Here is a 25,929-nt window from a genome sequence, read left to right as displayed (position 1 = left end):
GGCCTGACCGCGATCACGCGGCGCCCTCCCCGATCGGCCCGGCCGCCCTGAAGAAGCGGTCGAGGACGCGGACGCCGAACTCCAGGGCCGAGACGGGCACGCGCTCGTCGACGCCGTGGAACATGCCGAAGTAGTCCAGGTCGGGCGGCAACGCCAGCGGCGCGAAGCCGTAGGAGACGACGCCGAGCTCGTGGAAGGCCTTGGCGTCGGTCCCACCGCTCATGACGTACGGCACGGGGACGGCGCCGGGGTCCTCGGCGACCAGCGAGGAGCACAGCGCGTCGAACGTCGGGCCGCCGGGGTCGGCCGCCGGGGCGTCCTCGAAGCAGATGAACTCCCTGGTGACCTTGGGACCGAGCAGGCGGTCGACGGTCTCCAGGAACTCCTCACGGAAGCCGGGCAGGAACCGGCCGTCCACCTGCGCCTCGGCGGACCCGGGGATCACGTTGACCTTGTAACCCGCGTTCAGCATGGTCGGGTTGGCGGAGTTGCGCAGCACCGGCCTGAACAGGTCGCCCACCGCGCCGAGCCGTTCGGCCTCGGCGTCCAGCCGGTCGTGGTCGATGCTCTCGCCGAGCGCCGAGGCCAGGGCGTCGAGCATGCCCCGCACGCCGGGTGTGAGCCGCACCGGCCAGCGGTAGGACGCCAGGCGCGACATGGCGTGGCACAGCTCGGCCACCGCGTTGTCGACCGGCGGCATCGACCCGTGCCCGGCGACGCCGCGCGCGGTCAGCCGCATCCAGGCCATGCCCTGCTCGCCGACGGCCACCGGGTAGATCCGCCGGCCCTGGTGGTGCACGGTGTAGCCGCCGTCCTCGCTGATCGCCTCCCGGCAGCCCTCGAATAGCGCGGCGTGCTTCCTGGCCAGGAAGTACGAGCCGTACTCGCCGGTGGCCTCCTCGTCGGCCGTGAACGCCAGCACGATGTCCCGGTCGGGCCTGACCCCGGCGTCGGCCCACGAACGGACCAGCGCCAGCGTCATGGAGCAGGTGCCCTTCATGTCCACCGCGCCCCTGCCCCAGACGACGCCGTCGACGATCTCGCCGGAGAAGGGGTGGACGGCCCAGTCCGCGGCGTTCGCGGGCACGACGTCGAGGTGGCCGTGGACGAGGAACGGGTCGAGCGAGGGGTCCGCGCCGGGGACTCGGGCGACGACGTTGGCCCTGCCGGGCGCCGGCTCCAGGATCCGCGCCTCGATGCCGGCGGCGGCGAGGAGCCCGGCGACGTATTCGGCCGCTCCGCGCTCGCCTCGCCCCCGGTTGTCGCCCTCGTTGGTGGTGTCCAGCCGGATCAGGTCGGACAGGATCCGCCCGACTCCGGGCGCGGAGGTGGCCGGGGTGGTCAATCAGGCCTCCGTGAGGTGGCAGGCGGCGTGGTGGCCGCGGTCGGCGGGGAGTACGGCGGGCGGCTCGCTCTCGCAGCGCGCGGCCACCTCCGCGGGAAGCCCGGCGGCGTAGGCCGGACAGCGGGGACGGAAGCGGCAGCCCGCCGGGATGCGGGACGGATCGGGCGTCTCGCCCACCAGGACCACCGGTTCCAGCTTGTTGATCTCGGGCACCACCGACAGCAGCGCCCTGGTGTACGGATGCCGGGGCGCGAGCAGCACCTCGGCGGCCGGGCCGGTCTCCACGATCCTGCCGAGGTACATCACCGCGACGCGGTCGGCGATGTTCCAGGCCAGGCCGAGGTCGTGCGTGACGACCAGCACGGACAGCCCGAGCTCCGCGCGCAGCCTGAGCAGCAGCGCGAGGATCTCGCCGCGCACCGAGGCGTCGAGGGAGGACACCGGCTCGTCGGCGACCAGCACGTCCGGCTCCAGCACCAGGGCACCTGCGATCACCACGCGCTGGCGCTGCCCGCCGGACAGCTCGTGCGGGTAGCGCAGGAAGAACCGCTCCGGCGGGCGGAGCCCGGCCTTCGACAGCGCCTCCGCGACCCGGGTCTCCTCGTCGCCGGAGATCCCGTGGATGCGCAGGCCCTCGGCCACGGCCTCGTACACCGTGTGCCGGGGGTTCAGCGACCCCGTCGGGTCCTGCAGGACGAGCTGGACGTGCCGCCTGAACTCCTTCAGCGCGCCCCTGGCGTAGCTCAGCGGGCGGGCGCCGTGCCGCACGGATCCCTCGGCGGGGCGGACCAGGCCGAGCAGGCTGCGGGCGAGCGTGGTCTTGCCGCAGCCGGACTCGCCGACCAGGGCGACGATCTCGCCGGAGCCGATCTCCAGCTCGACGCCGTCCACGGCGCGGGCCGTGCCGAAGCGGACGTGGAGCCCGTGGGCGGCGAGCGCGACGCCGGCCTCCTGCGGGGACTCGCTCATCGGGCACCTCCGGGGAGCCGCGGAGAAAGGGCGCCGCTCATCGCGCTCCTCGGGGAAGGCGGAGAGTAAGGGTGTCGCTCATCGCGCTCCTCGCAGGTCCAGGTCGGGTTCGGTGGCGCGCAGGCACGCGGACGTACGGCCGTCGCCCGGCTCGGAGAGGGCGACCTCCGTGGTCGCGCACGTGTCGAGCGCGACCGGGCACCTCGGGTGGAACTCGCACCCGCCCGGCAGGTCGCCGGGAAAGGGCGGGTCGCCGGGCAGCCCGCGCGGGCTGAACCGGAACCGCTCGTCGCCGATCCTCGGGAACGCCCCGGCGAGCGCGGCGCTGTAGGGATGGCGGGGGTCGTCGAACACGGCCGTGGCCGGGCCCTGCTCGACCACGCGCCCCGCGTACATGACGGCCACTCGGTCGCAGGCCGCCCCGAGCACCGACAGGTCGTGAGATATCAGGACCATCGACAGGCCGAGGTCCTTGACCAGGGACGACAGCAGCGCGAGCACCTGGGCCTGGACCATGACGTCGAGCGCCGTGGTCGGCTCGTCGGCGATGAGCAGGCGCGGCCCGCAGGCCAGGGCGAGCGCGACCATCACCCGCTGCCGCTGCCCGCCCGACAGCTGGTGCGGGTAGTCCCTGGCCCGCCTGGCGGGCAGCCCCACCTGCTCCAGCAGCTCGCCGACCCGCCGGTCGGCCTCCTTCCTCGTCGCCTTGGAGTGCAGCAGGATCGGCTCGGCGATCTGCCTGCCGATGCGCTGCACCGCGTTGAGCGAGTGCAGGGCGCCCTGGAAGACGATCGAGGCCTCCGCCCACCTGACGGCCCGTAGCCGCCCGAACGACATGCCGTACACGTCCTCGCCGTCGAGCAGCACCTGCCCGCCGACCTTGGCCGACCGGGGGAGCAGCCGCAGCACGGCGTTCGTGATCGTCGACTTGCCGCAGCCCGACTCGCCCGCGATGCCGAGCACCTCTCCCGGCGCGACCGACAGGTCCACGCCCCGTACGGCCGGAACGTCCCCCGCGTAGGTGACGTTCAGGTCCCTGAGCTCCAGCAGAGTCATCTCGTCTCCTTGAGACGGGGGTTGAGCACGGCCTCCAGCGTGCGGCCGATGAGGGTGAAGGCCAGCACCACCAGCACGACGCAGATGCCCGGCGGCATGACGAACCACCACTCGTTGTTGGTCATGGCCCCGGTGGAGAAGGCGTGGTCGAGGATGTAGCCCCAGGACGGCCGGGTCGGGTCGCCGAGCCCGAGGAAGGACAGCGTGGTCTCCGACAGGATCGCGATCGAGACCGTCAGCACGACGTGCGCCATGACCAGCGGCATGACGTTCGGCAGCACGTGCCGGGTCATCTGGTGCCAGTCGCTCGCCCCGAGCGCCTTGGCCCTTTCCATGTACGGCCGCTCGCGTACGGACAGCGTCTGCGCGGAGACCAGCCGGGCCGTGCCCGGCCAGGACGTCACCCCGATCACGATGATGATGTTGAGCAGGGACGCGCCGAGGACGGTGGCCATCACGATGGCGAGCGGCAGGAACGGGATGACCAGGAACCAGTCGGACACCGCGTTCAGGATCGACCGCAGCCATCCCGAGTAGAACCCGGCCATGACGCCGATCGTGGTGCCGATGACCATCGCGATCACGGTGGCCGCCAGGCCCACGAGCAGCGACATGCGGGTGCCGTGGATCAGCAGGGTCAGGACCGAGCGGCCGTTCTCGTCGGTCCCCAGCGGGTAGCCGAGCGACGGCGCCATGTGCCCGGGGGCCGTCGCCTTGGTGATGTCGAGCCCGGACGGATCGGCCAGCAGCGGCGCGAAGATCGCGACCAGGGCGAAGACGCCGAGGATCGCCAGGCCCGCGATGCCCGTCCTGTGGGAGCGGTAGTCGCGCCAGAAGCGGACGAGGGTCGCCCTGCGTCGCGCCCTGACGATGGCGGCGGCGGAGGTCATGAGTTGCTCACCCGCGGGTCGATGATGGCGTACAGCAGGTCGGCGATGAGCATGAAGACGACCACCCCGATCGAGAAGAGCAGGAAGACGGCCTGGAGCAGGGGGATGTCCGGGCCGCGGAGCGCCTCGTACGACAGCAGGCCGAGGCCGGGCCAGGAGAAGACCGTCTCGACGGTGATGGCGCCGCCGATCACGAAGCCCAGGTTCATCAGGATGAGCGTCATGGTCGGCAGCAGCGCGTTCGGCACCGCGTGGCGCCGTCGCACGAGGTCGTCCCTCAGCCCCTTGGCCCTGGCGAGCTGGAGGTAGTCCTGGCCGAGCTCGTCCAGGAGCGACGCCCGCATGATCGTGGCGTACTCGGCCAGGTAGACCAGCGTCAGCGAGGCCACCGGCAGCACCATGTGCCGGGCGACGTCCAGCACCCCGCCGTCCTCCGGGGTCGCGATGCCGCCGCTCGGGAAGAACGGGAACGCGATCAGGAACATCATGCCGAGCCAGAACTCCGGCATGGCGTACAGGACCAGCGTGATCGAGGTGGCGCCCCGGTCGAAGCCGCTTCCCCTGCGCCACCCGCTGCGGATCCCGATCCAGACGCCGGCCACCGACGCGATCAGGATGGCGGTGCCCACCAGCAGCACCGTGGGCCAGACGCGCTCGCCGACGACCTCCCAGACCGGGCGGTTGAACCGGGTCGAGTTGATGGTGCCGGCGAAGGGGTTGGCGAGGTAGTCCAGGAACTGCGTGCCGATCGGCTGGTTCAACTGCGCCCGCAGCTTGGCCATCTGGCCCGCGGGCATGTTGCGGCCTCGGTTGTACAGGCCGACCGGGTCGCCGGGCAGCAGCCGGAACAGGAAGAAGTTGAACACCAGGACGAAGAACAGCGTCCCGAGCGACCAGCTCACCTTGCGGATGACGTAGCCGCTCGTACCGGTGAGGAGACGGGCCCGGGCACGCGTGGCCGTGCCCGGGACGGCCGTGACCGCCATGCCCTACTCCCGCTCGTCCGCGCCGGCGGCCCGGCGCCTGCGGGAGACCAGGAGCGCGGCGCCGCCGCCGAGCAGCACGACCGCGGCCCCGATGCCGACGAGCAGGCCGGTGCCCGACCCACCGGACGACGTCCCGCTCTTCTGGGCGGCCGCGGTCACCGGCTGGATGTTGAGGTAGGAGTAGGTGCCGTACTGGAACAGGATCGAGCCGTCAGGGTCGGGCTGGGGCACGAAACCGGTCCAGCGGTCGCTGCGGTAGGCGATGTTGTCGTCGTAGTAGTAGGTCACCGCGTAGGCGGCGTCGTCGTAGACCATCTGCTGCATCCGCTTGACCAGCTCGGCCCGCTTGGCCGGGTCGGTCTCACCGGACTGCGCGTCGTACAGCTTGTCGTACGCCGGATCGCAGTAGAAGGAGTCGGACAGGTCCGCGTAGACCGCGGTGCCGTCCTTGTAGCTCCGCTTGCCGCAGGTGAACACCGAGAGCTGGTAGTCGGGGTCCGGCTCGACCACCCATCCCCACTCGAACATGTCGAACTCGCCACGGCCGATGATCTCGGTGAGCGCGTCCTCCGACACCACCTTGACCTGGACGTCGATGCCGACGTCCTTGAGCCAGCCCTTGACGAACTCGCCGGTGTTCTGCGACTCCTGCGACTCCTGCCGGGTGAACAGCCGCAGCGACAGCTTCTTGCCGTCCTTCTCCCGGATGCCGTCGGGTCCCTTGGCGTACCCGGCGGCGTCGAGGAGCCTGCCGGCCTGGGCCGGGTCGAAGTCCTGCTTGGCGGGCGGGTCGTAGTGCAGGTTCGCGTAGATCGGGGGGACCACCGAGGTGGCGGGCTCGCCGTTGCCGTCGAGCACCCGGTTGACCAGCGTCTTGCGGTCGAGCGCGTACGAGATGGCCAGGCGGACGTTCTTGTCCTTCAGCGCGGCGTTGCCGTTGCCGATGGGCGTGCCGTCGGCCAGCGCCGCGCCGGTGTTGAACCCGATCTCGTTGAAGCCGCTGTACTTCGAGGCGCGGGTGGTGATCCCCGGCCTGTCCTTGAGCGACTTGAAGACGTTGGCCTCCAGGTCGAAGGCGTAGTCGATCTCGCCGCGGGTGAGCGCCTGCGCCTCGGCGTCGGCGTTGGTGAAGACCCGGTAGACGACCTCATCGATCTTCGGTGCGCCGTGCCAGTAGCCGGGGTTGGCGGCCATCCTGATGTACTGGCCCTTCTTGCGCTCCACCAGCGTGAACGGTCCCGAGCCGACGATGGGGGCGCCCGAGGGCTCGTTGCTGTAGGACTTCACCTTCTTGCCGTCGATGTCCTTCCAGATGTGCTCGGGCAGGATCGGCACGGCGAGGCGGGTCATGATCGGCGTGGGCTTCTTGACGTGCAGCACCAACGTGGTGTCGTCGGTGGCCTCGGCCTTGGTGATGTTGGCGACGTAGTTGCCATAGTTCGTCTTCTCGTAGTCGCCGTCGATGATGCGGTTGAAGGTGTAGGCGGCGTCCCTCGCGGTGAGGGGCCGGCCGTCGGTCCACTTCACCCCCGAGCGGATCTTGTACGTCCAGCTCTTATGGTCCGGCGCCTCGGTCCACGACTCGGCGAGCACCGGGGTCGGGGTGAAGTCCTTCGGGCTGTAGCCGATGAGGGGGTCGTACATCAGCCCCCACACCTCGTAGGCCTCGACGACGATGCCGGTGAAGGGGTTCACCGAGTCGACGTCGGACAGGATCCCTACGGTGAAGACCTTCTTGCCCTGCGACGCGGCGGGGCTCGGGGGAGCGGCGTGCGCGGGCGCCGCGAGCGCGGGTGCGGCCAGGCTGCTTCCGGTGACCAGCCCGGTGACGAGGGCGAGGACCACCCGGGGCACGCGTGCGCGGGGAAATATCGGCATATCGTCCTCCGGGGGGCGCGATATTCAGGGGTGTGAGGTCGGGTACTCGGGGGCGGTGCGGACGGTGTCGTGACGGCGGTGAAGGTGTGGCCGGGGTGGCGGGAAGGTCTGGCAGGGGCTCAGGGCACTCTTGACCGACTGCTCAGTCGGAGTGTTAGCGTCCAGCCATGACCGCGCCTCCCAACGCTCCCCGCAAGCCCTCGATCCACTCCCTGCACGGGGTCGAGCGGACCGACGACTACGAATGGATGCGGGACGCGGAAGCGGTGCGCGGGCACCTGGTCGCAGAGCGGCGGCACTATGACGCCCAGATGGCACATACCGCCCACCTCCGACAGGAGCTCGTCAGCAAAATGGCTGTACGGACGCCCGAGACTGAGTCTTCAGTCAGTTGGCGCCGTGGGGCTTTTGTCTACTACACCCGCACGGTTTCCGGAAGAGAATTCGGCGAGCTCTGCCGTAAAAAGGATGATAAATCAGGCGAAGCTGCGATATCCGTACTTGACCTCGACGCTCTCGCGGCGGCCACCGGCTACGTCGAGCTGGGGGTCTGCGAGGTCAGCCCGTGTGACCGCTACCTCGCCTACTCGGTCGACACCACCGGCGACGAGGTCTACGAGCTGCGCTTCCGTGACCTGACCACCGGCGAGGACCTCCCCGACCGGGTGCCCGGCACCTACTACACCGGCGCCTGGTCGGCCGACTCCCGTGAGTTCCTCTACACGGTCGTGGACGCGGTCTACCGTCCGTACGAGGTGCGCCGCCACGTCCTCGGCGGGGATGCCGCCGACGCGCCGGTGATCCGTGAGGACGACCGGCGCTTCGAGCTGACCGTACGGGCCGCCCGGTCCGGCGGGCTCATCACCGTCACGGCCGCGAGCCGCGACACCACCGAGGTCTGGCTGGTGGAGGACACCGGGCCGCGCTCGGTCGCCGGTCGCCGTCCCGGCCGCGAGTACCGCGTCGACCACGACGCCACCTGCGGCCGCCTGGTGATCGTCACCGACGACGGGCACCCCGAGTTCCGTACGGTCACCGCGTCCCTCGCCACGGCCGGAGAGATCGGCGAGTGGACCGCCCTGGGCGAGCCCGACCCGGCCGAGCGCGTCCACGCGGCCGACTGCTTCGCCCGCCACATCGTGCTCAGCCTGCGCAGGGGCGGCGAGCCGCTGCTGCGGGTCATCCCGCTCGACGGCGGCGAGCCGTACGAGGTGCGCTCCGAGCTGCCCACCGGCCGCATCGCGCACGTGCGCAACGAGGTCTACGACACCCGGTCGATCACCGTCGAGACCGGCTCGTACACCGAGCCGACGCGCTGGTTCTCGCTCGACCTGGACACCGGCGGGCGCACGCCGGTCAAGACCGCCGAGGTGCCCGGCTACGACCCGTCGGCGTACGTCAGCGAGCTGCACTGGGTCCCGGCCCGCGACGGCGTGCCGATCCCGGTGACGATCGCCCGGCGGACGGACGTGCCGCTGGACGGCTCGGCCCCGTGCCTGCTCCACGGGTACGGCGCCTACGAGGCGACCGACGATCCTGCCTTCGAGACGGGTCTTTCCGTGCTGCTCGACCAGGGCGTGGTGTTCGCCGAGGCGCACATCCGCGGCGGCGGGCAGATGGGCCGCGACTGGTGGCTCCAGGGCCGCTACGGCAACAAGATCAACAGCTTCCAGGACTACATCGACGTCGCCGACCGGCTCGCCGACGGCCGGGTCTCCCAGATCGCCACGCGGGGAAGGTCGGCCGGCGGCCTCCTCCAGGCGGCCGTGTACACGATGCGCCCGGACCGGTGGGCGGCGGTGGTCGCCGAGGTGCCCTTCGTGGACGTCGTCACGACCATGCTGGACGACTCGATCCCGCTGACCGTGAACGAATGGGAGGAATGGGGCGACCCACGCCGCCGGGCGGACTTCGACTGGCTGCTGGCCTACTCGCCGTACGACAACGTCCCGGAGGGGAGGCGTCCGCCGTTGCTGGCCACCGGAGCCGTCCACGACCCGCGTGTGCTGGTCCACGAGCCGGCCAAGTGGGTCGCCAAGCTGCGCGCCACCGGCGGCTCGCCCGTGCTGCTCCGCGTCGAGGTCGACGAGGGCGCCCACAGCGGTCCTGCCGGCCGCTACGCCCACCTCGCCTACGAGGCGGAAATCTTCGCCTTCATCCTGGACTCCTTCGGCAAGGGGTGACAGGTCAGCGGGCTCAGGCGATGCCGAGGAACACGCGCGCCTCGGCGACGGCCATCGGGGGACGCTGGGCGAGCTCGGCCGCGCGCGCGGCCCGCTCGACCAGTTCGGCGTTGTCCCGCACCGGGCGGCCCTTGGCGTAGGTCAGCGTGTCCTCCATGCCGACGCGCAGGTGGCCGCCCCCGGCGAGCGCGCCGAACAGCACCGGCAGCGAGGCGCGGCCGACGCCGGTCGCCGACCAGGTGGCCCCCTCCGGCAGCGCCCGTACGGCCGCGGCCATCGTCGCGAGGTCGCCGCCGAACCCGCCAGGAACCCCCATGACCAGGTCACAGTGCACGCGACCGCCATGGGGCGGGCCGTACCGGCCGAGCAGGCGGTGCAGCGAGGCGATGTGGCCGAGGTCGAACAGCTCGAACTCCGGGACGATGCCGAGGCTCTGCGTCGCCTGGTAGAGCTCGGCCATGAACGGCCACGGGTTCAGGAAGACGTCGTCGCCGAAGTTGACGGTGCCGCAGGTCAGCGAGCACGCGTCCGGGCCGGCGTCCAGCACCCTCAGCCGGTCGGCGTACGAGTCGGTCACCGCGCCGCCGGTGGAGAGCTGGACCACCAGCGAGGTCGCGGCCCGCAGCTCGGCCACGGTCTCCTTCAGCCTGGCCAGGTCGAGGGTCGGCCGGGCCTCGTCGTCGCGGATGTGCACGTGGACCACGGCCGCCCCGGCGTCCTCGCACCGCTTCGCGGCCGCCACCAGCTCGTCCAGCGTCACCGGGAGCTCGGGCGCCGCGTCCTTGCCGGTCTCGGCTCCCGTGGGGGCGACCGTGATGAGCGTCGAGGTTGTCATGGCCGAGATATTGCCTGGACGGGGGTGCTTGATACAAGATGTTCGCCTGAGTGACCAGTCAGGAACGAGATTGCGGGGACGGTGAACGATGCGAGAGTTGTCTTTCCGTGAAGAGGGCGGCTGGACCGCGCCCGCGTTCGCCGCCGGCCGCGCTCCTTCCACTGGCCTCAGCGCCTCCCAAGCTCCATGACCGATGTCTCCCCCGTCGGCCTGCATCGCGTGCTGGAGCCGCGAGGCGTGCTGCCCCAGGCCGCCCTGCGCCTCGACGCCTCCCCTGACCTGCACCCCGGCGAGATCCGCGTCCGCGTCGAACGGCTGAACCTCGACGCCGCCTCCTACCGGCAGCTCTCCACCAAGCACGGCGGCGACGGCGACGCCGTCCGGGCCGAGGTCCTGAAGATCATCGGCGACCGGGGCAAGATGCACAACCCGGTGACCGGGTCGGGGGGCATGCTGGTCGGCGTCGTGGACGAGGTCACCCCCGAGTCCCCGCTCGGCCTGAAGCCAGGGGACCGGGTCGCCACCCTGGTCTCCCTCACGCTCACCCCGCTCGCGGTCACCGACGGGCTTTCTGGCTGGGACGGCCTGTCCGAGCAGGTGCCCGCCTCGGGCCACGCGATCCTGTTCGCCCGCTCGATCGCCGCGGTGCTCCCCGGCGACCTGCCGGTTCCGCTCGCGCTCGCGGTCATGGACGTGTGCGGAGCGCCGGCCCTCACCGAACGCGTGGTGCGCCAGTACGCCTCACGATTTGTCCTGCGAACCGGCAGCGGGCATGGCTCCCACAGCGGAACCGAAAGCGGTCTCGACCCGGTGGTCGCGGTCATCGGCGCGGCCGGGAAGAGCGGTTCGCTGTCCCTCGCGGCGGCCCGCAGGGCGGGAGCGGCCCGGCTGGTCGGGATCGTCCCTCACGCGGGCGAGGCCGCGCTGCTGGAGGAGTCCGGGCTGGCGGACGCGGTGGTGATCGCCGACGCCCGCGATCCCGTCGCGCTGTCCGAGGCCGTACGGCGGGCCGGGGGACCGGCGGACGTGACGGTCGTCTGCGTGGACGTGCCCGGATGCGAGGGCGGGGCCATCCTCGCCACCGGGGACGGCGGAACCGTGATCTTCTTCTCCATGGCCACGTCCTTCAGCGCCGCCGCCCTCGGGGCGGAAGGGCTGGCGGCCGACGTGACCATGCTCGTGGGCAACGGCTATGTCCCCGGCCACGCCGCCCTGGCCCTCGACCTCCTGCGTGCCGAACCCGGTGTCAGGCGGCTGTTCGAACACCGGCTGGAGGAAGCGTGAAACTCGGACTCGACCCCGCCGTCGTCGCGAAGGCCAGGGCGCTCGCGGCCCGGGCGGCCGAGCCGGTCATCGAGCTGGCGCGCACCCACACCACGGTCTCGGTCGAGCGCGCGGTGCTCCGCCTGGCCGGGGTCACCGGCGCCGACGCCGACGGCACCCCCTGGGTCAACCGGATCACCGACGCCGTGCGCGAGCAGGCGGGGCTGGACCACGGCGTCGCCCTGCCCGTCTTCCACGCGCTCAACGAGCACGGGCTCGCGCTCGACGACCCGCTGTCCCTGCTCGAAACGAGGTTCACCGTCCCCGATGGGGCGGGAGCCGTACGGGCGCGCACGCGGGCACGGGCGGCGGTCGCGCGCGGGATCGCCGTGATCGACCACAACCGGGCCGAGCGGCAGCGGCTCCTCGCCAAGCACGGCGACCCCGACATGCCCTGGATCTACCTGATCGTCGCGACCGGCGACATCTACGAGGACATCCCGCAGGCCCAGGCGGCGGCGCGCGAGGGCGCCGACGTCATCGCGGTGATCAGATCCACCGGCCAGTCGCTGCTGGACTACGTGCCCGAGGGCGCGACCAGGCAGGGGTACGCGGGCACGTACGCGACCCAGGAGAACTTCCGCCTGATGCGCGCCGCGCTGGACGACGTGTCGGCCGAGCTCGGCCGGTACGTGCGGCTGACGAACTACGCGAGCGGCCTGTGCATGCCGGAGATCGCCACGCTGGCCGGGCTCGAACGGCTCGACATGATGCTCAACGACTGCATGTACGGGATCATCTTCCGCGACATCAACCCGATCCGCACCTTCGTGGACCAGCGGTTCTCCCGGCAGGTCCACGCCCGCGCGGGCATCGTGATCAACACGGGCGAGGACAACTACCTCACCACGGCCGACGCGGTGGACGCCGCGCACACGGTCGTCGCGTCACAGCTCCTCAACGAGCGGTTCGGGCACGAGGCGGGGCTGGCGGACTGGCAGCTCGGGCTGGGGCATGCTTTCGAGATAAATCCAGAAATTCCGGATTCGTTTAGGTTGGAATTGGCGCACGCGCTGCTCGTACGGGAGCTGTTCCCCGACGCGCCGCTGAAGTACATGCCGCCGACCAAGCACATGACCGGCAACATCTTCGCCGGTTACCTGCTGGACGCCTTCTTCAACCTCGCCGGGGTCCTGACCGGGCAGTCCATCCTGCTCATCGGCATGATGACCGAGGGCATCCACACCCCGTGGCTGTCGGACCGCGACCTGGCCCTGGAGAACGTCCGCTACGTGCGCCGGGCCGTCGGCGCCCTGCACGAGGACTTCGTCCCGGCCCCGGGCGGCTTCACCGTCGAACGCGCCCGCCAGGTCCTCTCCGAAACCGTCGACCTCCTCGACCGCGTCTGCGACGGCTCCCTCCTCACCGCCATAGCCCAAGGCACCTTCGGCGTAACCCGCCGCCCCCCAGACCGAGGCCGGGGACTGGAAGGCGTCATACGTCAGGGCGACGCCTACTACAACCCGGCCACCGAGATCCTTGAGGAGGACGCGTGACGACGGACCTGGACACGATCAAACAGGTCATCCGGCCGTATGGGGACACCACCGGTGACGGCATGGTTCAGGTGTCCTTCACTCTCCCCGTGCCGCACGGTCCTCGTGCCGAGGCGGCGGCGTTGCGGCTCGCCGGCGGAATGGGACTCGACCCGGCCAGCGTCGTGCACGCCAAGGCGATGGGCCCCGACTTCACCTTCTTCATCGTCTACGGGCGAGTCGGCCACCTCATCGACTACGCGGGCATCGACGTCCCCGAAGGCCGCGAATACCCCCTGCTGACGCCGAGCCAGGTCAACCTCGCCATCAGGACCGTCCTCCAGCGCAGGCTCGTGGTCGTCGGCGCCTGCATCGGTACGGACGCCCACACCGTGGGCATCGACGCCATCCTGAACGTCAAGGGCTTCGCCGGGGAGAAGGGCCTGGAGTACTACCGGGAGATCGAGGTGCACAACCTCGGAGCCCAGGTAGAGGTGGACACTCTGGTCGCCCACGCCAAGGCGGTGAACGCGGACGCCGTGCTGGTCTCCCAGGTCGTGACCCAGAAGGGCGCCCACGTCCACAACACCAAGCAGATGGCCGGAGCGTTCACCGACGCGTACCCGACGGCCGTCGGCGGGGGACTCGGCCGTCCGTTGCTGGTCGTCGGCGGCCCGCGCTTCGACACCGTGAGCCCCTCGGACCTCGGCGTCGACCGTATCTTCGGCAGGGGCACCACCCCCGCCGAGGTGGCGAGCTTCATCGTCCACGCCCTGATCCCCGAGTGGCAGCCCGATGAGTGACCCGGCCGGCACCGCGCCACGAGACTTACCCGGGCTCACCGTCACCCACCGCCGATACGTCCCCTACTCGCACGCCCACTACGGCGGCAACCTGGTCGACGGCGCGTACGCGCTCGGCCTGTTCGGCGACGTCGCGACCGAGATGTGCATCCGTACCGACGGTGACGAGGGTCTGTTCGCCTCGTACGGGGACGTGCAGTTCCTGGCGCCGATCCGCGCCGGGGACGTCATCGAGGTCTCGGCCACGGTGACTCGCGTCGGCCGCCGCAGCCGGACCCTGTCCTTCGTGGCCCGGGTGGTGTGCCGGGCCACGCCCTCCGTCTCACCCTCGGCCGCCGAGGTCCTCGCCGAACCGATCACCGCGGTCACCGCCACGGGCACGGTCGTGGTCCCGTCGCCCGGCACTGATCCACCACACCGACCTCACCCGGCGTGACCTGCCGTCCCGCCACGGGCACCCTGCCGCCCCGCCACGGGAACAGGGAGAAGGTCCGCGACCCGCATCGTCGTTGGTCCTGCTGGACCCTGCCGGCGATCACCTACACGTGCGCCGGCACCGCGTGGATGACGGCCAGGATCGACTCGCCGTCGAACCCGATGCGCACGCTGTCCGGATCGTGGCGGACGAAGGCGGGAGGCATCGGTTCCGACACCGACTCCGCGGGCGCGGGCATCGGCCGGAAACCGGCCTCGCGCAGCCGGGCAAGCCATGTCTCGGCCGGCTCGTGACGTTCGTAGCGGTCCTCGTCGTCCGCCGTGCCGACGATGTCGACCACCTCGCGCCGGAAGAACAGTTTCATCGCGTTACGGTCGGCGGCCGAGACGTCCAGCACGTCTATCAGCCGGAAGACGGCGTGGAAGTGCCGCCACGAGTTGTGGAACCGCTCGGGCAGCGCCACCCGATGGTGATCGGAGTCCGGCTCGCACAGCACTACGACGTCCGGCTCCGCGTCGCGCAGCTTCAATAAGAACGTGTTCCTCTCGTCGGCGCCGGACGCGGTGTCCCGCAGGTGGTGCAGCGCGAATGCGGCGTTCATGACCAGCGGGCGCGGCGCTCGGCGCACCAGGTCCCAGTCCTCGTCGGTCATGCGCTCGGCGAAGCGGGGCACGCGATGGAAGTCCAGCGTGACACCGGTGTCGCGGATGGCTCGCTCGGCCTGGTGGAGGCTGCCCACCGCGGGGTCCACCCCGATCACCGTCAGCCGCCCGGGTGCCTGGCCGCGCTTCGCGAGCGCGGTGAGCACCGCCGCCTCCTGGCCTCCCGAGCCGATGCCCACCGACAGCAGGGTGGCCGTGTCCCGTCCGGCGAGTTGATCGGCGAGCAGCGCGCCGCCGATGCGACCGGCCAGAGTGAGCACCGGCAGGTGTTCGGCCATCAGGTCGAACAACTCGATCTGCGGTCGCTCGAAACGGCGTAGGTACAGATTGTCGCGCTGATCGTGGCATGTTCCGAGCCGGCGGGCCAAGGCGTCGTGGTAGAGCAGGTAGAGGAAGTCATCGCCCATCCTCTCGGGGTCGATCAGGCCGCGTAGCTTGTCCAGCCAGCGCCGGGCGGCGTCGGCGCGGCCCGCGTCCATCTCTTCCACGGCGCGGCAAAGCATGTCGAACTCATGGGCACTCAATTTGATCCTCTGTGTTTCTGTGCGTGACGGCTACCGGGTTCTTTCGATGACTCTTTTCCGCGAAAGGGAGACGCCGGACCCCGTGCTACTGTCCCTGCGCCGGGAAAGCATCCTTCTTCGCCGGGTCCATGGTGGGACGGCACTCTTAGAATTGACTTATATGCGCTTGGCATCGGCTTAAAGGCCCGATGGAGCGCCGGTGTCCGAGCCGAGGAGTTCGACCTCTAGGTCGACGTGTGAAGGCTGGAGTGACGGACGTACTCACCCGATGATGGGAATCCGGGGTGCCGGGAAGCTCATCTTGACAGTGTCACATGGTGCCTGCCTATGATGACGAACGTCGAATCCGGCAGCGGTTGTCCGGACATCGAAAGGGCGGCCGTCTTGGGCGTGCCGGCGACGGCCGATCGCCTGTCACGTGAGGTCTGGAATTGCGGTGCGAACGATATGCGGGTGATCAGATGGACGCTTTACGATGACGAATACGCTAGAAGAGCCTGACGGTCGCGACCGTGTGCCGTCCGACGACGAAAGCCACCTGTCGCCCGGGCCGCCGGCGGGCATTCCGGCTTCCTGGCTGATCCGGCGCGACCTGCGGGAAGCGTCCCTGGCGTACATCACGAATCACTGGACCGACGCGCCGTGGAACAGCGCGATGGACACCCTGATCGCCTCGCAGCACGCCGGTGACCAGCTCCTCCCTCGCGGAGGCCGCGACGGGCGGGATCCCGTACCGCCCCTCTGCCGGGCGGTCGGCCTCCCCGCGACCGCTTCCACCGGCGGTCGCCGGTCCGCTCCTTCCTGCTGACACGGCGGGGACGGACGCCGGGCGACTTCTTTACTCCTGTGGCGGCGTTCCTAATCTCCAACCAAGACGCCGCTGCTTCCGGCCCTTCACGTGGCCGGACTCCGGGCGCGCGGCCCCTGAATGACGTTTCCTGTGACGGCTGAGCATGTGACGCTTCTCGGGTCGATACGTCTGCCTACCACGCGGAAGGATCATCTCCTGTGCGCGCCGACGAGACGGCACACAATCCAGCGAGCAATTCCGATGAGCGGATAGCGATCGTCGGAGTGTCCTGCCGACTTCCCAAGGCGCCGAATCCCGAGGCGTTCTGGCGGTTACTCCGGGATGGCATGGACGCGCTGACGCCCGTGCCCGAGGGCCGGTGGAACATCGAGCCGTGCGACGATGCCTCCGCGGATCATGAGGGTGTCCGCCACGGTGGATTCCTCGACGGGGTCGCCGACTTCGACGCCGGCTTTTTCGGGATCTCACCCCGTGAGGCCGTCGCCATGGATCCCCAGCAGCGGTTGATGCTGGAACTGGCGTGGGAGGCGCTCGAAGACGGGGGCATCCTCCCCGCATCCCTGGCCGGCAGCCGGACGGCGGTGTTCGTCGGGGCGGTGGGGGATGAGTACGCCCGGTTGCTGGATCGGCAGGGAACCGCCGCCATCGCGCAGCACACCCTGACGGGTCTGAACCGAGGCCTCATCGCCAATCGCGTGTCGTACACCCTTGGGTTGCGGGGGCCCAGCCTGACGGTGGACGCCGCGCAGGCTTCGTCCCTGGTCGCCGTGCATCTGGCGGTCGAGAGCCTGCGGAGCGGGGAGTCGGCTCTCGCGCTGGCGGGCGGGGTGAACCTCGACATCCTGCCGGAGGGGGCCCTGGCCGCGGCAAGGTTCGGAGGTCTGTCCGCGGACGGCCGTTGTTTCACCTTCGATGCCCGCGCGAACGGGTTCGTACGCGGCGAGGGCGGGGTCGTCGTCGTGCTCAAGCCGCTGGCCCGCGCGTTGGCGGATGAGGACCGGATCTACTGCGTGATCCGGGGCAGCGCGGTGAACAACGACGGTGCCACCGATGGGCTGACCGTGCCCGACGCCGACGCCCAGGCGGACGTGGTGCGGCGAGCGTGCGCGCGGGCCGGTGTCTCGCCCGTACAGGTGCAGTACGTGGAGTTGCACGGCACCGGGACCAGGCGCGGCGATCCGATCGAGGCCGCCGCCCTCGGTTCGGCGGTGGGAGCCTTCCGCCCGGTGGACAGCCCGCTCGTCGTCGGATCCGTCAAGACCAATGTCGGCCATCTGGAGGCGGCCGCCGGCATCGTCGGCCTGCTCAAAGTCGCGCTCAGCATCGAGGCGCGGACGTTGCCGGCGAGTCTGAACTTCGAATCGCCTTCTCCGGCCATCCCGCTCGACGAGCTGAACCTGCGCGTGCGGACGGCTTCGGGTCCCTGGCCTTGTCCGGATCGGCCCCTGATCGCCGGCGTCAGCTCGTTCGGGATGGGCGGCACCAACGCTCATGTGATCATGGAGGAGGCGCCGCCGGTCGCAGAGCCTCCGCCGGCCGCCCTCGTGGCGGACCGTGGCGGTCCTGGACTGGTGCCCTGGGTGGTTTCCGGCCGGTCGGAGGCCGCGTTGGCCGCGCAGGCCGCCCGGTTGCTGGAGTGCGTCGAGGCCGATCCCGGGTTGCGTCCCGTGGATCTGGGCTACAGCCTCGCGACCACGCGCACCGCCTTCGAGCATCGGGCGGTGGTACTGGGCAGCGAGCGCGGCGACCTCCTCCGGGGCCTGACCGCGCTGGCCGGGGACGCCGCGACGCCTGACCTCGTGCGGGGCACGCCCGTGCCCGGCAAGACCGTGTTCGTCTTCCCCGGCCAGGGGTCGCAGTGGGCCGGCATGGCCGTCGAGCTCTCCGAAGCCTCCGCTGTGTTCGCCGGGGCGCTCGATGAGTGCGCCGAGGCCCTGGCTCCGCATGTTCGCTGGAACCTCGGCGAGGTGCTCCGTGACCCCGCCGCTCTTCAGTCCGTCGAGGTCGTGCAGCCGGCTCTGTTCGCGGTGATGGTCTCCCTCGCCCGGCACTGGGAGGCGCACGGGGTGCGCCCCGAGGCTGTGGTCGGGCATTCCCAGGGTGAGATCGCCGCGGCCTGCGTCGCCGGTGCGCTGAGCCTGGCGGAAGCCGCCCGGGTGGTGGCCCTGCGCGGCCGGGCCCTCACCCGCCTGGCCGGTACGGGCGGGATGGCCTTCCTCGGGCTCCCGGCCGACGACGTCCGCGGCGAGCTGGCCGGTCGGCGCGGGCGTCTGGCCGTCGCCGCTGTCAACGGCCCCGCCGCCACCGTCGTGTCCGGAGACGCAGGCGCCGTCGCCGAGATAGTGGCAGACCTGCAAGCCAGGGGAGTCCACGCGCGGGTCATCGCGGTCGACTACGCCTCCCACTGCGCGCATGTGGAGGCGCTACGGGAGCCGATCCTCGACGGGCTCGGTTCGATCCAGCCATCTCCCGGCCGGGTCCCTTTCTGGTCGACCGTCACCGGCGAGATCATGGACACCGCCGGGCTCGACGCCGGCTACTGGTATCGGAACCTTCGCCGGCCGGTCGGGTTCGAACACGCGGTCCGCGGTCTGCTGGCCGCGGGATACCACCGCTTCATCGAGGTCAGCCCGCACCCCGTACTGACCACCGCGATCATGCACACGGCCGCTGACGCGGACTCCCCCGTCGCCGTCATCGACTCACTCCGTCGTGACGACGGCGGCTCCGCCCGCTTCCAGACCTCACTCGCCCACGCTCACGTCAGCGGCGCACCGGTCGACTGGACCACCACGCTCACTGCCGGCCGGCGGGTCTGCCTGCCGACCTATGCCTTCCAGCGCCGGTCGTACTGGCCCGGCACGGCGGCGCGGCCCGCCCGCGCCGTGGCCGCGGGGGACGGAGCCGGCGAGCTCCGGCAGGCCGGCCGGACGCCGGACGTTCCCGGTACTGAGGCCTCGCCGCTCTCCCGTCGGCTGACCGCGGCGGACGCGGAGGAGCGGCCGAGGGTCCTGCTGGAGTTCGTGCGCGCACACGCCGCGGCGGTCATGGGTCATGCCGGCCCGGACGCCGTCGCGCCCGGGCAGACGTTCAAGGACCTGGGGTTCGACTCGCTCATGGCGGTCGAGCTCGGCAACCGGCTGACCGACGCGGCCGGGCTGCGGCGCGATGCCACGCTCGTCTACGCCCATCCCACCCCCGAGGCGCTCGCCCGCCACCTCGGTGAGGCGGTGCGGGGCGATGGCCGCACTGGAGCACCGCGAGACGAGGACGCGGAGTCCAGGGCCGGCGAACCGATCGCGATCATCGGAATGGCCTGCCGTTATCCAGGCGGTGTCGGTTCACCGGAGGATCTGTGGCGGCTGGTGGCGGACGAGGTCGACGCGACGGGGCCGTTTCCGCGCGACCGAGGGTGGGACCTGGACCGGCTGTACGACCCGAGGCCGGGAGTGCCGGGCCGGACCTATGTCCGGCGAGGCGGTTTCCTCGACGCCGCCGCCTTCGACGCCGGCTTCTTCGGGATCGGCCCTCGCGAGGCCGCCGCGATGGATCCCCAGCAGCGGCTGCTGCTGGAGGTCGCTTGGGAGGCGTTCGAACAACCCGGCATCGATCCGGCCACGCTGCGTGGCGCACCCGTCGGGGTGTTCGTCGGCGCCGGAGCCCAGGAGTACGGCCCGCGCCTGTACGAACCGGCGGACGGCCACAACGGTTACCTGCTGACCGGGAACTCGCCCAGCGTCGCGTCCGGGCGGATCGCGCACACCTTCGCTTTCGAAGGCCCGAGCATCACGGTCGACACCGCCTGCTCCTCCTCCCTGGTCGCCATGCACCTCGCCTGCCAGGCCCTGCGTCAGGGCGAATGCGCGATGGCACTGGCCGGTGGTGCCGCCGTCCTGTCCAGCCCCGGATTGTTCGTCGAGTTCAGCATGCAGCGGGGGCTGTCCCACGACGGCCGGTGCAAGCCCTTCGCCGCCCAGGCCGACGGCACCGCCTGGGGGGAGGGCGTCGCTCTCGTACTCCTAGAGCGCCTGTCCGATGCCCGGCGTCTGGGTCACCAGGTGCTCGCGGTGATCCGGGGGTCGGCGGTGAACCAGGACGGCGCGAGCAACGGCCTGACCGCGCCGAACGGGCTGGCACAGCAGCGTGTGATCAGGCAGGCGCTGACGGCCGCCGGGCTCACGGAAGGCGACGTGGACGCGGTGGAGGCCCACGGCACCGGTACCACCGTGGGCGACCCGATCGAGGCCCAGGCCATCATCGCCACCTATGGGCAGGACCGGCCGGTCGCTCAGCCACTGTGGCTTGGGTCGGTGAAGTCCAACATCGGCCACACCCAGGCCGCGGCCGGGGTCGGCGGTGTGATCAAGATGGTCATGGCGATGCGGCATCGCGTCCTGCCCAGGACCCTGCACGTCGACGAGCCCAGCCCGCATGTCGACTGGGCCGGTGGGGCGGTGTCGCTGCTCACAGAATCGCGGCCGTGGCACCCGGACGGGCGGCCGAGGCGGGCGGCCGTGTCGTCCTTCGGGATCAGCGGCACGAACGCGCACCTCATCCTGGAGGAGGCGTCGTCGGTCGCCGAACCCACGGCGGCGGGCTCCACGGGCACGGGCACGGGAGAGCGTCATGCGGTTCCGTGGCTCCTGTCGGGGAAGTCCGAGGGCGCGCTGCGTGCGCAGGCCGCTCGACTGGCGGAGTTCGTCCGGGCCGACCCGGAGCCGCGGCCGGTCGACGTGGCCCACAGCCTGGCCACCGCCCGCGCCGTGTTCGAGCATCGCGCGGCGGTGATGGGAAGCGAACACGCGGACTTCCTCCCCGGCCTGACCGCGCTGGCCGAGGGAGTCGCGGCCCCGGACGTCTCCCAGGGCGCCCCCGCGCACGGCAAGACGGTGTTCGTCTTTCCCGGGCAGGGCTCTCAGTGGGCGGGCATGGCCGTCGAGCTGGCCGAACACTCACCGGTCTTCGCCGAGGCGCTCGCCGAGTGCGCGGATGCCCTGGCCCCGTACGTTCCGTGGGACCTGCACGAGGTGCTTCACGACGGCGGCGCTCTGGCCCGGGTGGACGTCGTGCAGCCCGCTCTGTTCGCCGTCATGGTGTCCTTGGCCCGGAACTGGGAGGCCCATGGCGTTCGCCCGGACGCTGTCGTCGGTCATTCTCAGGGTGAGATCGCCGCGGCGTGTGTCGCGGGAGCCCTGTCCTTGGCGGACGCCGCGCGGGTCGTCGCGCTGCGCGGCCGGGCCCTGACCGCTCTCGCCGGTACCGGCGGCATGGCGTTCCTGGGTGTGCCGGCCGATCGGGTCCGCGAGGAACTGGCCGGTTGGCGGGGGCGTCTGTCGGTGGCCGCGGTCAACGGTCCGGCCGCCACCGTGGTGTCGGGGGACGCGGACGCGGTCGAGGAGATCATGGCCGTATACCGGGCCAGGGGGGCGCAGGCCCGGAGGGTCGCGGTGGATTACGCCTCTCACTGCCCGCACGTGGAGGCTCTTCGTGAGCCGATGCTCGAAGCGCTCGCCGCGACAGCGCCACGGGCGGGGCGGATCCCGTTCTACTCCACCGTCACAGGTGAGGCGCTGGACACCGCGGAACTGGACGCGGGCTACTGGTACCGCAACCTGCGCCATGGTGTGGAGTTCGAACGTACGATCCGCACCCTGATCCGGGAGGGACACGACCGTTTCGTCGAGGTCGGCCCGCATCCGGTGCTGACCGGTGCGATCGAGGACACGGCGGCCGACGCGGGCGCCACGGTCGCGGTCATCGAGTCGCTGCGCCGCCAGGAGGGCGGGCCGGCGCGGTTTCGCGCCTCGCTCGCCGACGCCTGGGTCAGCGGCGCGCCGGTCGACTGGATGCCGGTCCTCGGAGCCGGACGCCGTCGTGATCTGCCGACGTACGCGTTCCAGCGCCGGTCCTACTGGCTGAACTCCGACCTCGGCGCGGGCGACGTGACGCGGGCAGGGATGGATGCGGCGGATCATCCGATGCTGGGCGCGGCGGTGGAGGTGGCCGACGGCGCCGGTGTCATCTTCACGGGTTCGTTGTCGCGAAGCGCGCACCCGTGGCTGGCCGATCACGCGGTGCTGGGCCGGGTGTTGCTGCCGGGCGCCGCGTTCGCGGAACTGGCGCTGCACGCGGCGGACCGTCTGAACTGTGGCGGGATCGAGGAGCTGACACTGGAGGCTCCGCTGGCGGTGCCCGATGAGGGCGGGCAGGTGTCGGTCCAGCTCGTCATCGCCGGACCCGGCGACGAGGGGCGGCGCTCGTTCACGATCCATTCTCGCCGGGGCGGGGCCGCGGCGGACGGGGACCGGTGGACGCGGAACGCCTCCGGCGTGCTGGCGCCCCTGATCGCCGGCGAGGGAGAGCCCCTGGCGGTGTGGCCGCCCGAGGGTGCGGCGGCGATGGCGCTCGACGGGGTGTACGAGCGGCTGGCCGAGCGGGGACACGGGTATGGGCCGGCATTTCGGGGGGTGCACGCGCTCTGGCGGCGGGGCGAGGAAGTCTTCGCCGAGGTGCGGCTGCCCGAGCCGGTGGTCAGCGACGGGTACGGAATCCACCCGGCGGTGCTGGACGCGGCCCTGCACGCGATCCTCGTAGCCGGTGCGGGTACAGGCGCCGTACGGTTGCCGTTCTCCTGGAGTGGGGTGCGCCTGTTCGCCACAGGGGCGCGGACCTTGCGCGTCCAGGTGACCCCTACGTCCGCCGACGCCGTCCGCCTGGTCTGCGCCGACTCGGGCGGGGCGCCGGTCGCGCTGGTGGAGGAGCTCACGCTCCGGCCGGTGAGTGCGGAGCGGTTGGGCCTCCTCGACCGTCCCGTTGCCGGCGAGGGTCGTGACGAGGGGACGCACCTGCTCGCCTGGACACCGATCGACGCGGTCGAGACGCCGATGGACACCGCCTCGGACACCGCCTCGACCTGGGCGGTCGTACGGCTCGGCGCCGACGGGCTGGACCGCCCGGGGACGGAGCCGCTTGCCGGCCTTCCGTCCGGTCGGTGGTTCGCCGATCTGGATCGGCTGCGCGCGTGGCTCGACGATCATCCGGTCTCCGGCGGACCGGCCGTGGTCGTCGCCGTGGTGGACGCGGGCGAGAACTGGGAGAGCGCCTCCGCGGTCGCAAGCCGTACCGAGGACGTGCTGAGCCTGGTGCGGAGCTGGCTCGCTGACGAGCGGTTCGACAGGTCGCTGCTGGTGGTGGTGACACGCGGTGCGGTCGCGGCGCTCGACGGCGAGAGTGTCAGCGACGTGGCGGCCGCGGTGTGGGGGCTGGTCCGTACCGCGCAGACCGAGAACCCGCGGCGGCTGGTGCTCATCGACGCGGACGGCCGTCAGACGTCGGACGATGCGCTGCCGGGTGCTATCGGGACCGCGTTGACGGGAGGTGAGTCTCAGCTCGCGGTTCGCGAGGGGCGGCTGCTCGCGGCACGAGTGGTCCCGTATCCGGCTCGGAGGGGTGCGCTGGTGCCGCCGGGGCGGAGCGGCTGGCGGCTGGAGGTGACCGAGCAGGGCCGTCTGGACGCGCTGGCGTTGGTCGACTGCCCGGAGCTGGTCGGTGGGCTGGAGCCCGGGCAGGTCCGCGTCGCGCTGCGGGCGGCCGGGCTGAACTTCCGGGACGTGCTCATCGCGCTGGGCATGCTGGCCGACCGCAGGGTGCTCCGGGAGGGCGCCGGAGTAGTCGTCGAGGTCGGCGCGGAGGTCGCGGGAGTGCGGCCGGGTGACCGGGTGATGGGGTTGTTCCCGGACGGCGCCGGGCCGGTGACGGTGACGGATCAGCGCCTGGTCGCCCGGATACCGGGAGGCTGGTCGTTCGCGCAGGCGGCCGGGGTGCCGGTGGTCTTCCTGACCGCGTTCCACGGGCTTGTGGACCTGGCCGGATTGAGGCCGGGGGAATCGCTCCTGGTTCACGCGGGGGCCGGTGGTGTGGGCATGGCGGCGATCCAGCTGGCCCGGCATCTGGGCGCGGAGGTCTACGCGACCGCGAGCGAAGGCAAGTGGGACACTCTGCGCGGCCTCGGGGTGGACGACGGACGGATCGCCTCCACCCGGGACCTGGCCTTCACCCGGCGTTTCCTGCGGGCCACCGGGGGGCGCGGTGTGGATGTGGTGCTGAACTCACTGGCCAGGGAGTTCGTCGACGCCTCCCTGGACCTGCTGCCCCGAGGGGGCCGTTTCATCGAGATGGGCAAGACCGACCTACGCGACCCCGACGAGATCGCCAAGACCCATCCAGGCGTCGCCTACCAGGCGTTCGACCTGTTGCGGCTGGAGCCCGATCGTGTTCAGCGGATGTTCGTGGAGCTGGGGCGGCTGTTCGAGCGGGGAGTGCTCCAGCCGTTGCCGGTGACCTGCTGGGATATCCGGCAGGCTCCGCGGGCCTTCCGGTTCATGAGTGAGGCCCGCCATGTCGGGAAGATCGTGCTCACGGTGCCCGCGCCGTTCGACCCGGACGGCACGGTTCTGATCACCGGTGGAACCGGGACGCTGGGCTCGTGCGTGGCCCGGCACCTCGTCCGCCGGTACGGCGCCCGCAGTCTCCTGCTGACCAGCCGGCGCGGACCGTACGCCGAAGGGGCCCTGGAACTGGCGGCGGAACTCGCCGAACTCGGCGCGCGGGTGGAGATCGCCGCATGTGACACCGGCGACCGCGACGCTCTGGCCGACCTGCTCGCCGGACGCGAGCTGACCATGGTGGTTCACGCCGCGGGCGTGTTGCGCGACGGCGTCATCGGCTCCCTGACACCGGAGCGGTTCCAGGAGGTGTGGCGCCCGAAGGCCCAGGCGGCCTGGACCCTGCACGAGCTCACCCGCGATCAGGACCTGACCGCGTTCGTCATGTTCTCCTCCGTCCTCGGTACGCTGGGCGGTCCCGGTCAGGCCAACTACGCCGCCGCCAACGCCTACCTCGACGCCCTGGCCCATCACCGCCATGCCCGGGGCCTGCCCGCCCTCTCCCTCGCCTGGGGACTGTGGGAACAGGGCAGTGGCATGACAGAGCGCCTCACCACCACCGACCTGGGGCGGATGGCCCGCTCGGGCCTAAAACCCCTCACCACCGAGTTCGGGCTCGCCTTGTTCGACAGGGCGTTGTCGACCGGCGATCCGTTCCTGCTGCTCACGGAGTTCGACGGGCCGGCGCTGGCCGCCGCGGCCCGTGAAGGGGCCGTGCCGCCGCTGCTGCGGGGGCTGGCCCGCACTCCGGCCCGGCGCGCCGCCGGTGCCGCCGCCGCATCAGGCACCGCCTCGCTCACCGAACGGCTCGCCGGGCTGACCGAAGTCGCCCAGCACGGCCTGCTGCTGGACCTGGTCCGCGGCGCCGTGGCCGCCATCCTCGGGCACGCCGACCCCGCCGGCGTCGACGTCCGCCGCGCGTTCAGGGAGATCGGCTTCGACTCCCTGTCCGCGGTCGAACTTCGCAACCGTCTCAACACCGTCACCGGCCTGCGCCTCCCTTCCAGCCTCATCTTCGACCACCCGACTCCGGAAGCGGTCGCGCTCCACCTGCACGCCACGGCCGCCGGCCCCGCCGCCGAGGCCGACCGGGAGGAGAGCGCCATACGCGCCACGCTCGCCGCCATTCCGCTGCGGAAGCTACGTGAGATCGGACTGCTGGAGCGGTTACTGGCCCTCGCCAACGGTTCACCGGAACACGACACCGTGTGGACTCCGAGTACCGACGACATCGACACCATGGACCCCCGCCGCCTTCTGGAGCTGGCCCGCGACTACTCCTCGCGGCCGAGTGGATCGGAGAGTTGAG

At 71.3% G+C, this 25,929-nt stretch carries 15 protein-coding genes; 7 read left to right on the top strand and 8 right to left on the bottom strand.

Annotated elements, in window-relative coordinates; all coding sequences use genetic code 11:
* Nucleotides 1-13: 13 nt before the first annotated feature.
* The 6 genes from ACOZ38_RS25845 to ACOZ38_RS25820 all read right to left on the bottom strand — a co-directional run bounded on the left by ACOZ38_RS25845 (nucleotide 14) and on the right by ACOZ38_RS25820 (nucleotide 7,124).
* Nucleotides 14-1,345 (bottom strand): M20/M25/M40 family metallo-hydrolase, encoded by a 1,332-nt coding sequence (locus ACOZ38_RS25845; RefSeq protein WP_424533760.1) that lies wholly within the window; start codon nucleotides 1,343-1,345, stop codon nucleotides 14-16.
* Nucleotides 1,346-2,314 (bottom strand): ABC transporter ATP-binding protein, encoded by a 969-nt coding sequence (locus ACOZ38_RS25840; RefSeq protein WP_424533759.1) that lies wholly within the window; start codon nucleotides 2,312-2,314, stop codon nucleotides 1,346-1,348.
* 78 nt (nucleotides 2,315-2,392) lie between these two features.
* The gene (locus tag ACOZ38_RS25835; protein WP_405150591.1) at nucleotides 2,393-3,370 is read right to left on the bottom strand and encodes an ABC transporter ATP-binding protein; all 978 of its coding nucleotides are present in this window, start codon (nucleotides 3,368-3,370) and stop codon (nucleotides 2,393-2,395) included.
* Entirely contained in the window at nucleotides 3,367-4,260 is an 894-nt protein-coding gene (locus ACOZ38_RS25830) for an ABC transporter permease (RefSeq protein WP_424533758.1), read from the bottom strand. The genes ACOZ38_RS25835 and ACOZ38_RS25830 overlap by 4 nt, the downstream gene beginning before the upstream one ends.
* Nucleotides 4,257-5,246: an ABC transporter permease gene (locus tag ACOZ38_RS25825; RefSeq protein ID WP_405150588.1), complete on the bottom strand. Its 990-nt coding sequence runs from the start codon at nucleotides 5,244-5,246 to the stop codon at nucleotides 4,257-4,259. The genes ACOZ38_RS25830 and ACOZ38_RS25825 overlap by 4 nt, the downstream gene beginning before the upstream one ends.
* Nucleotides 5,247-5,249: 3 nt before the next feature.
* The gene (locus ACOZ38_RS25820; protein WP_424533757.1) at nucleotides 5,250-7,124 is read right to left on the bottom strand and encodes an ABC transporter substrate-binding protein; all 1,875 of its coding nucleotides are present in this window, start codon (nucleotides 7,122-7,124) and stop codon (nucleotides 5,250-5,252) included.
* Between the two features lie 167 nt (nucleotides 7,125-7,291).
* Here ACOZ38_RS25820 and ACOZ38_RS25815 point away from each other — a divergent pair, with 167 nt between their 5' ends.
* Nucleotides 7,292-9,307, top strand: a complete 2,016-nt coding sequence (locus tag ACOZ38_RS25815; RefSeq protein WP_424533756.1) for a S9 family peptidase — start codon at nucleotides 7,292-7,294, stop codon at nucleotides 9,305-9,307.
* A gap of 13 nt (nucleotides 9,308-9,320) precedes the next feature.
* Here ACOZ38_RS25815 and ACOZ38_RS25810 read toward each other — a convergent pair whose 3' ends face one another.
* Nucleotides 9,321-10,142, bottom strand: a complete 822-nt coding sequence (locus ACOZ38_RS25810) for a 3-keto-5-aminohexanoate cleavage protein (RefSeq protein WP_424533755.1) — start codon at nucleotides 10,140-10,142, stop codon at nucleotides 9,321-9,323.
* Between the two features lie 186 nt (nucleotides 10,143-10,328).
* Here ACOZ38_RS25810 and ACOZ38_RS25805 point away from each other — a divergent pair, with 186 nt between their 5' ends.
* Genes ACOZ38_RS25805 through ACOZ38_RS25790 form a run of 4 tightly spaced genes read left to right on the top strand, consistent with a single transcriptional unit; the run spans nucleotide 10,329 to nucleotide 14,179 of the window.
* Entirely contained in the window at nucleotides 10,329-11,426 is a 1,098-nt protein-coding gene (locus tag ACOZ38_RS25805; RefSeq protein ID WP_424533754.1) for an L-erythro-3,5-diaminohexanoate dehydrogenase, read from the top strand.
* A complete protein-coding gene (locus tag ACOZ38_RS25800) occupies nucleotides 11,423-12,961 on the top strand; it encodes a lysine 5,6-aminomutase subunit alpha (RefSeq protein WP_424533753.1) in 1,539 nt (512 codons plus the stop codon). Before ACOZ38_RS25805 ends, ACOZ38_RS25800 begins: the two co-directional genes overlap by 4 nt.
* Nucleotides 12,958-13,743, top strand: a complete 786-nt coding sequence (locus tag ACOZ38_RS25795; RefSeq protein WP_424533752.1) for an OAM dimerization domain-containing protein — start codon at nucleotides 12,958-12,960, stop codon at nucleotides 13,741-13,743. Before ACOZ38_RS25800 ends, ACOZ38_RS25795 begins: the two co-directional genes overlap by 4 nt.
* The gene (locus ACOZ38_RS25790; RefSeq protein WP_424533751.1) at nucleotides 13,736-14,179 is read left to right on the top strand and encodes a hotdog domain-containing protein; all 444 of its coding nucleotides are present in this window, start codon (nucleotides 13,736-13,738) and stop codon (nucleotides 14,177-14,179) included. The genes ACOZ38_RS25795 and ACOZ38_RS25790 overlap by 8 nt, the downstream gene beginning before the upstream one ends.
* 103 nt (nucleotides 14,180-14,282) lie before the next feature.
* Here ACOZ38_RS25790 and ACOZ38_RS25785 read toward each other — a convergent pair whose 3' ends face one another.
* Nucleotides 14,283-15,365 carry a GRAS family protein gene (locus ACOZ38_RS25785; protein WP_424533750.1) on the bottom strand — a complete coding sequence of 361 codons (1,083 nt, stop codon included), beginning with the start codon at nucleotides 15,363-15,365 and terminating at the stop codon, nucleotides 14,283-14,285.
* 475 nt (nucleotides 15,366-15,840) lie between these two features.
* Here ACOZ38_RS25785 and ACOZ38_RS25780 point away from each other — a divergent pair, with 475 nt between their 5' ends.
* Entirely contained in the window at nucleotides 15,841-16,173 is a 333-nt protein-coding gene (locus ACOZ38_RS25780) for a hypothetical protein (RefSeq protein ID WP_424533749.1), read from the top strand.
* A gap of 200 nt (nucleotides 16,174-16,373) precedes the next feature.
* On the top strand, nucleotides 16,374-25,928 hold the full coding sequence (locus tag ACOZ38_RS25775) for a type I polyketide synthase (protein WP_424533748.1): 9,555 nt from the start codon (nucleotides 16,374-16,376) through the stop codon (nucleotides 25,926-25,928).
* Nucleotide 25,929: the final 1 nt, after the last annotated feature.

It is taken from the genome of Sphaerisporangium viridialbum, assembly GCF_049674955.1.
GTDB lineage: Bacteria > Actinomycetota > Actinomycetes > Streptosporangiales > Streptosporangiaceae > Sphaerisporangium > Sphaerisporangium viridialbum.
The sequence above is the reverse complement of the archived record's forward strand: the minus strand, read 5'-3'. Positions and strand labels throughout refer to the sequence as shown.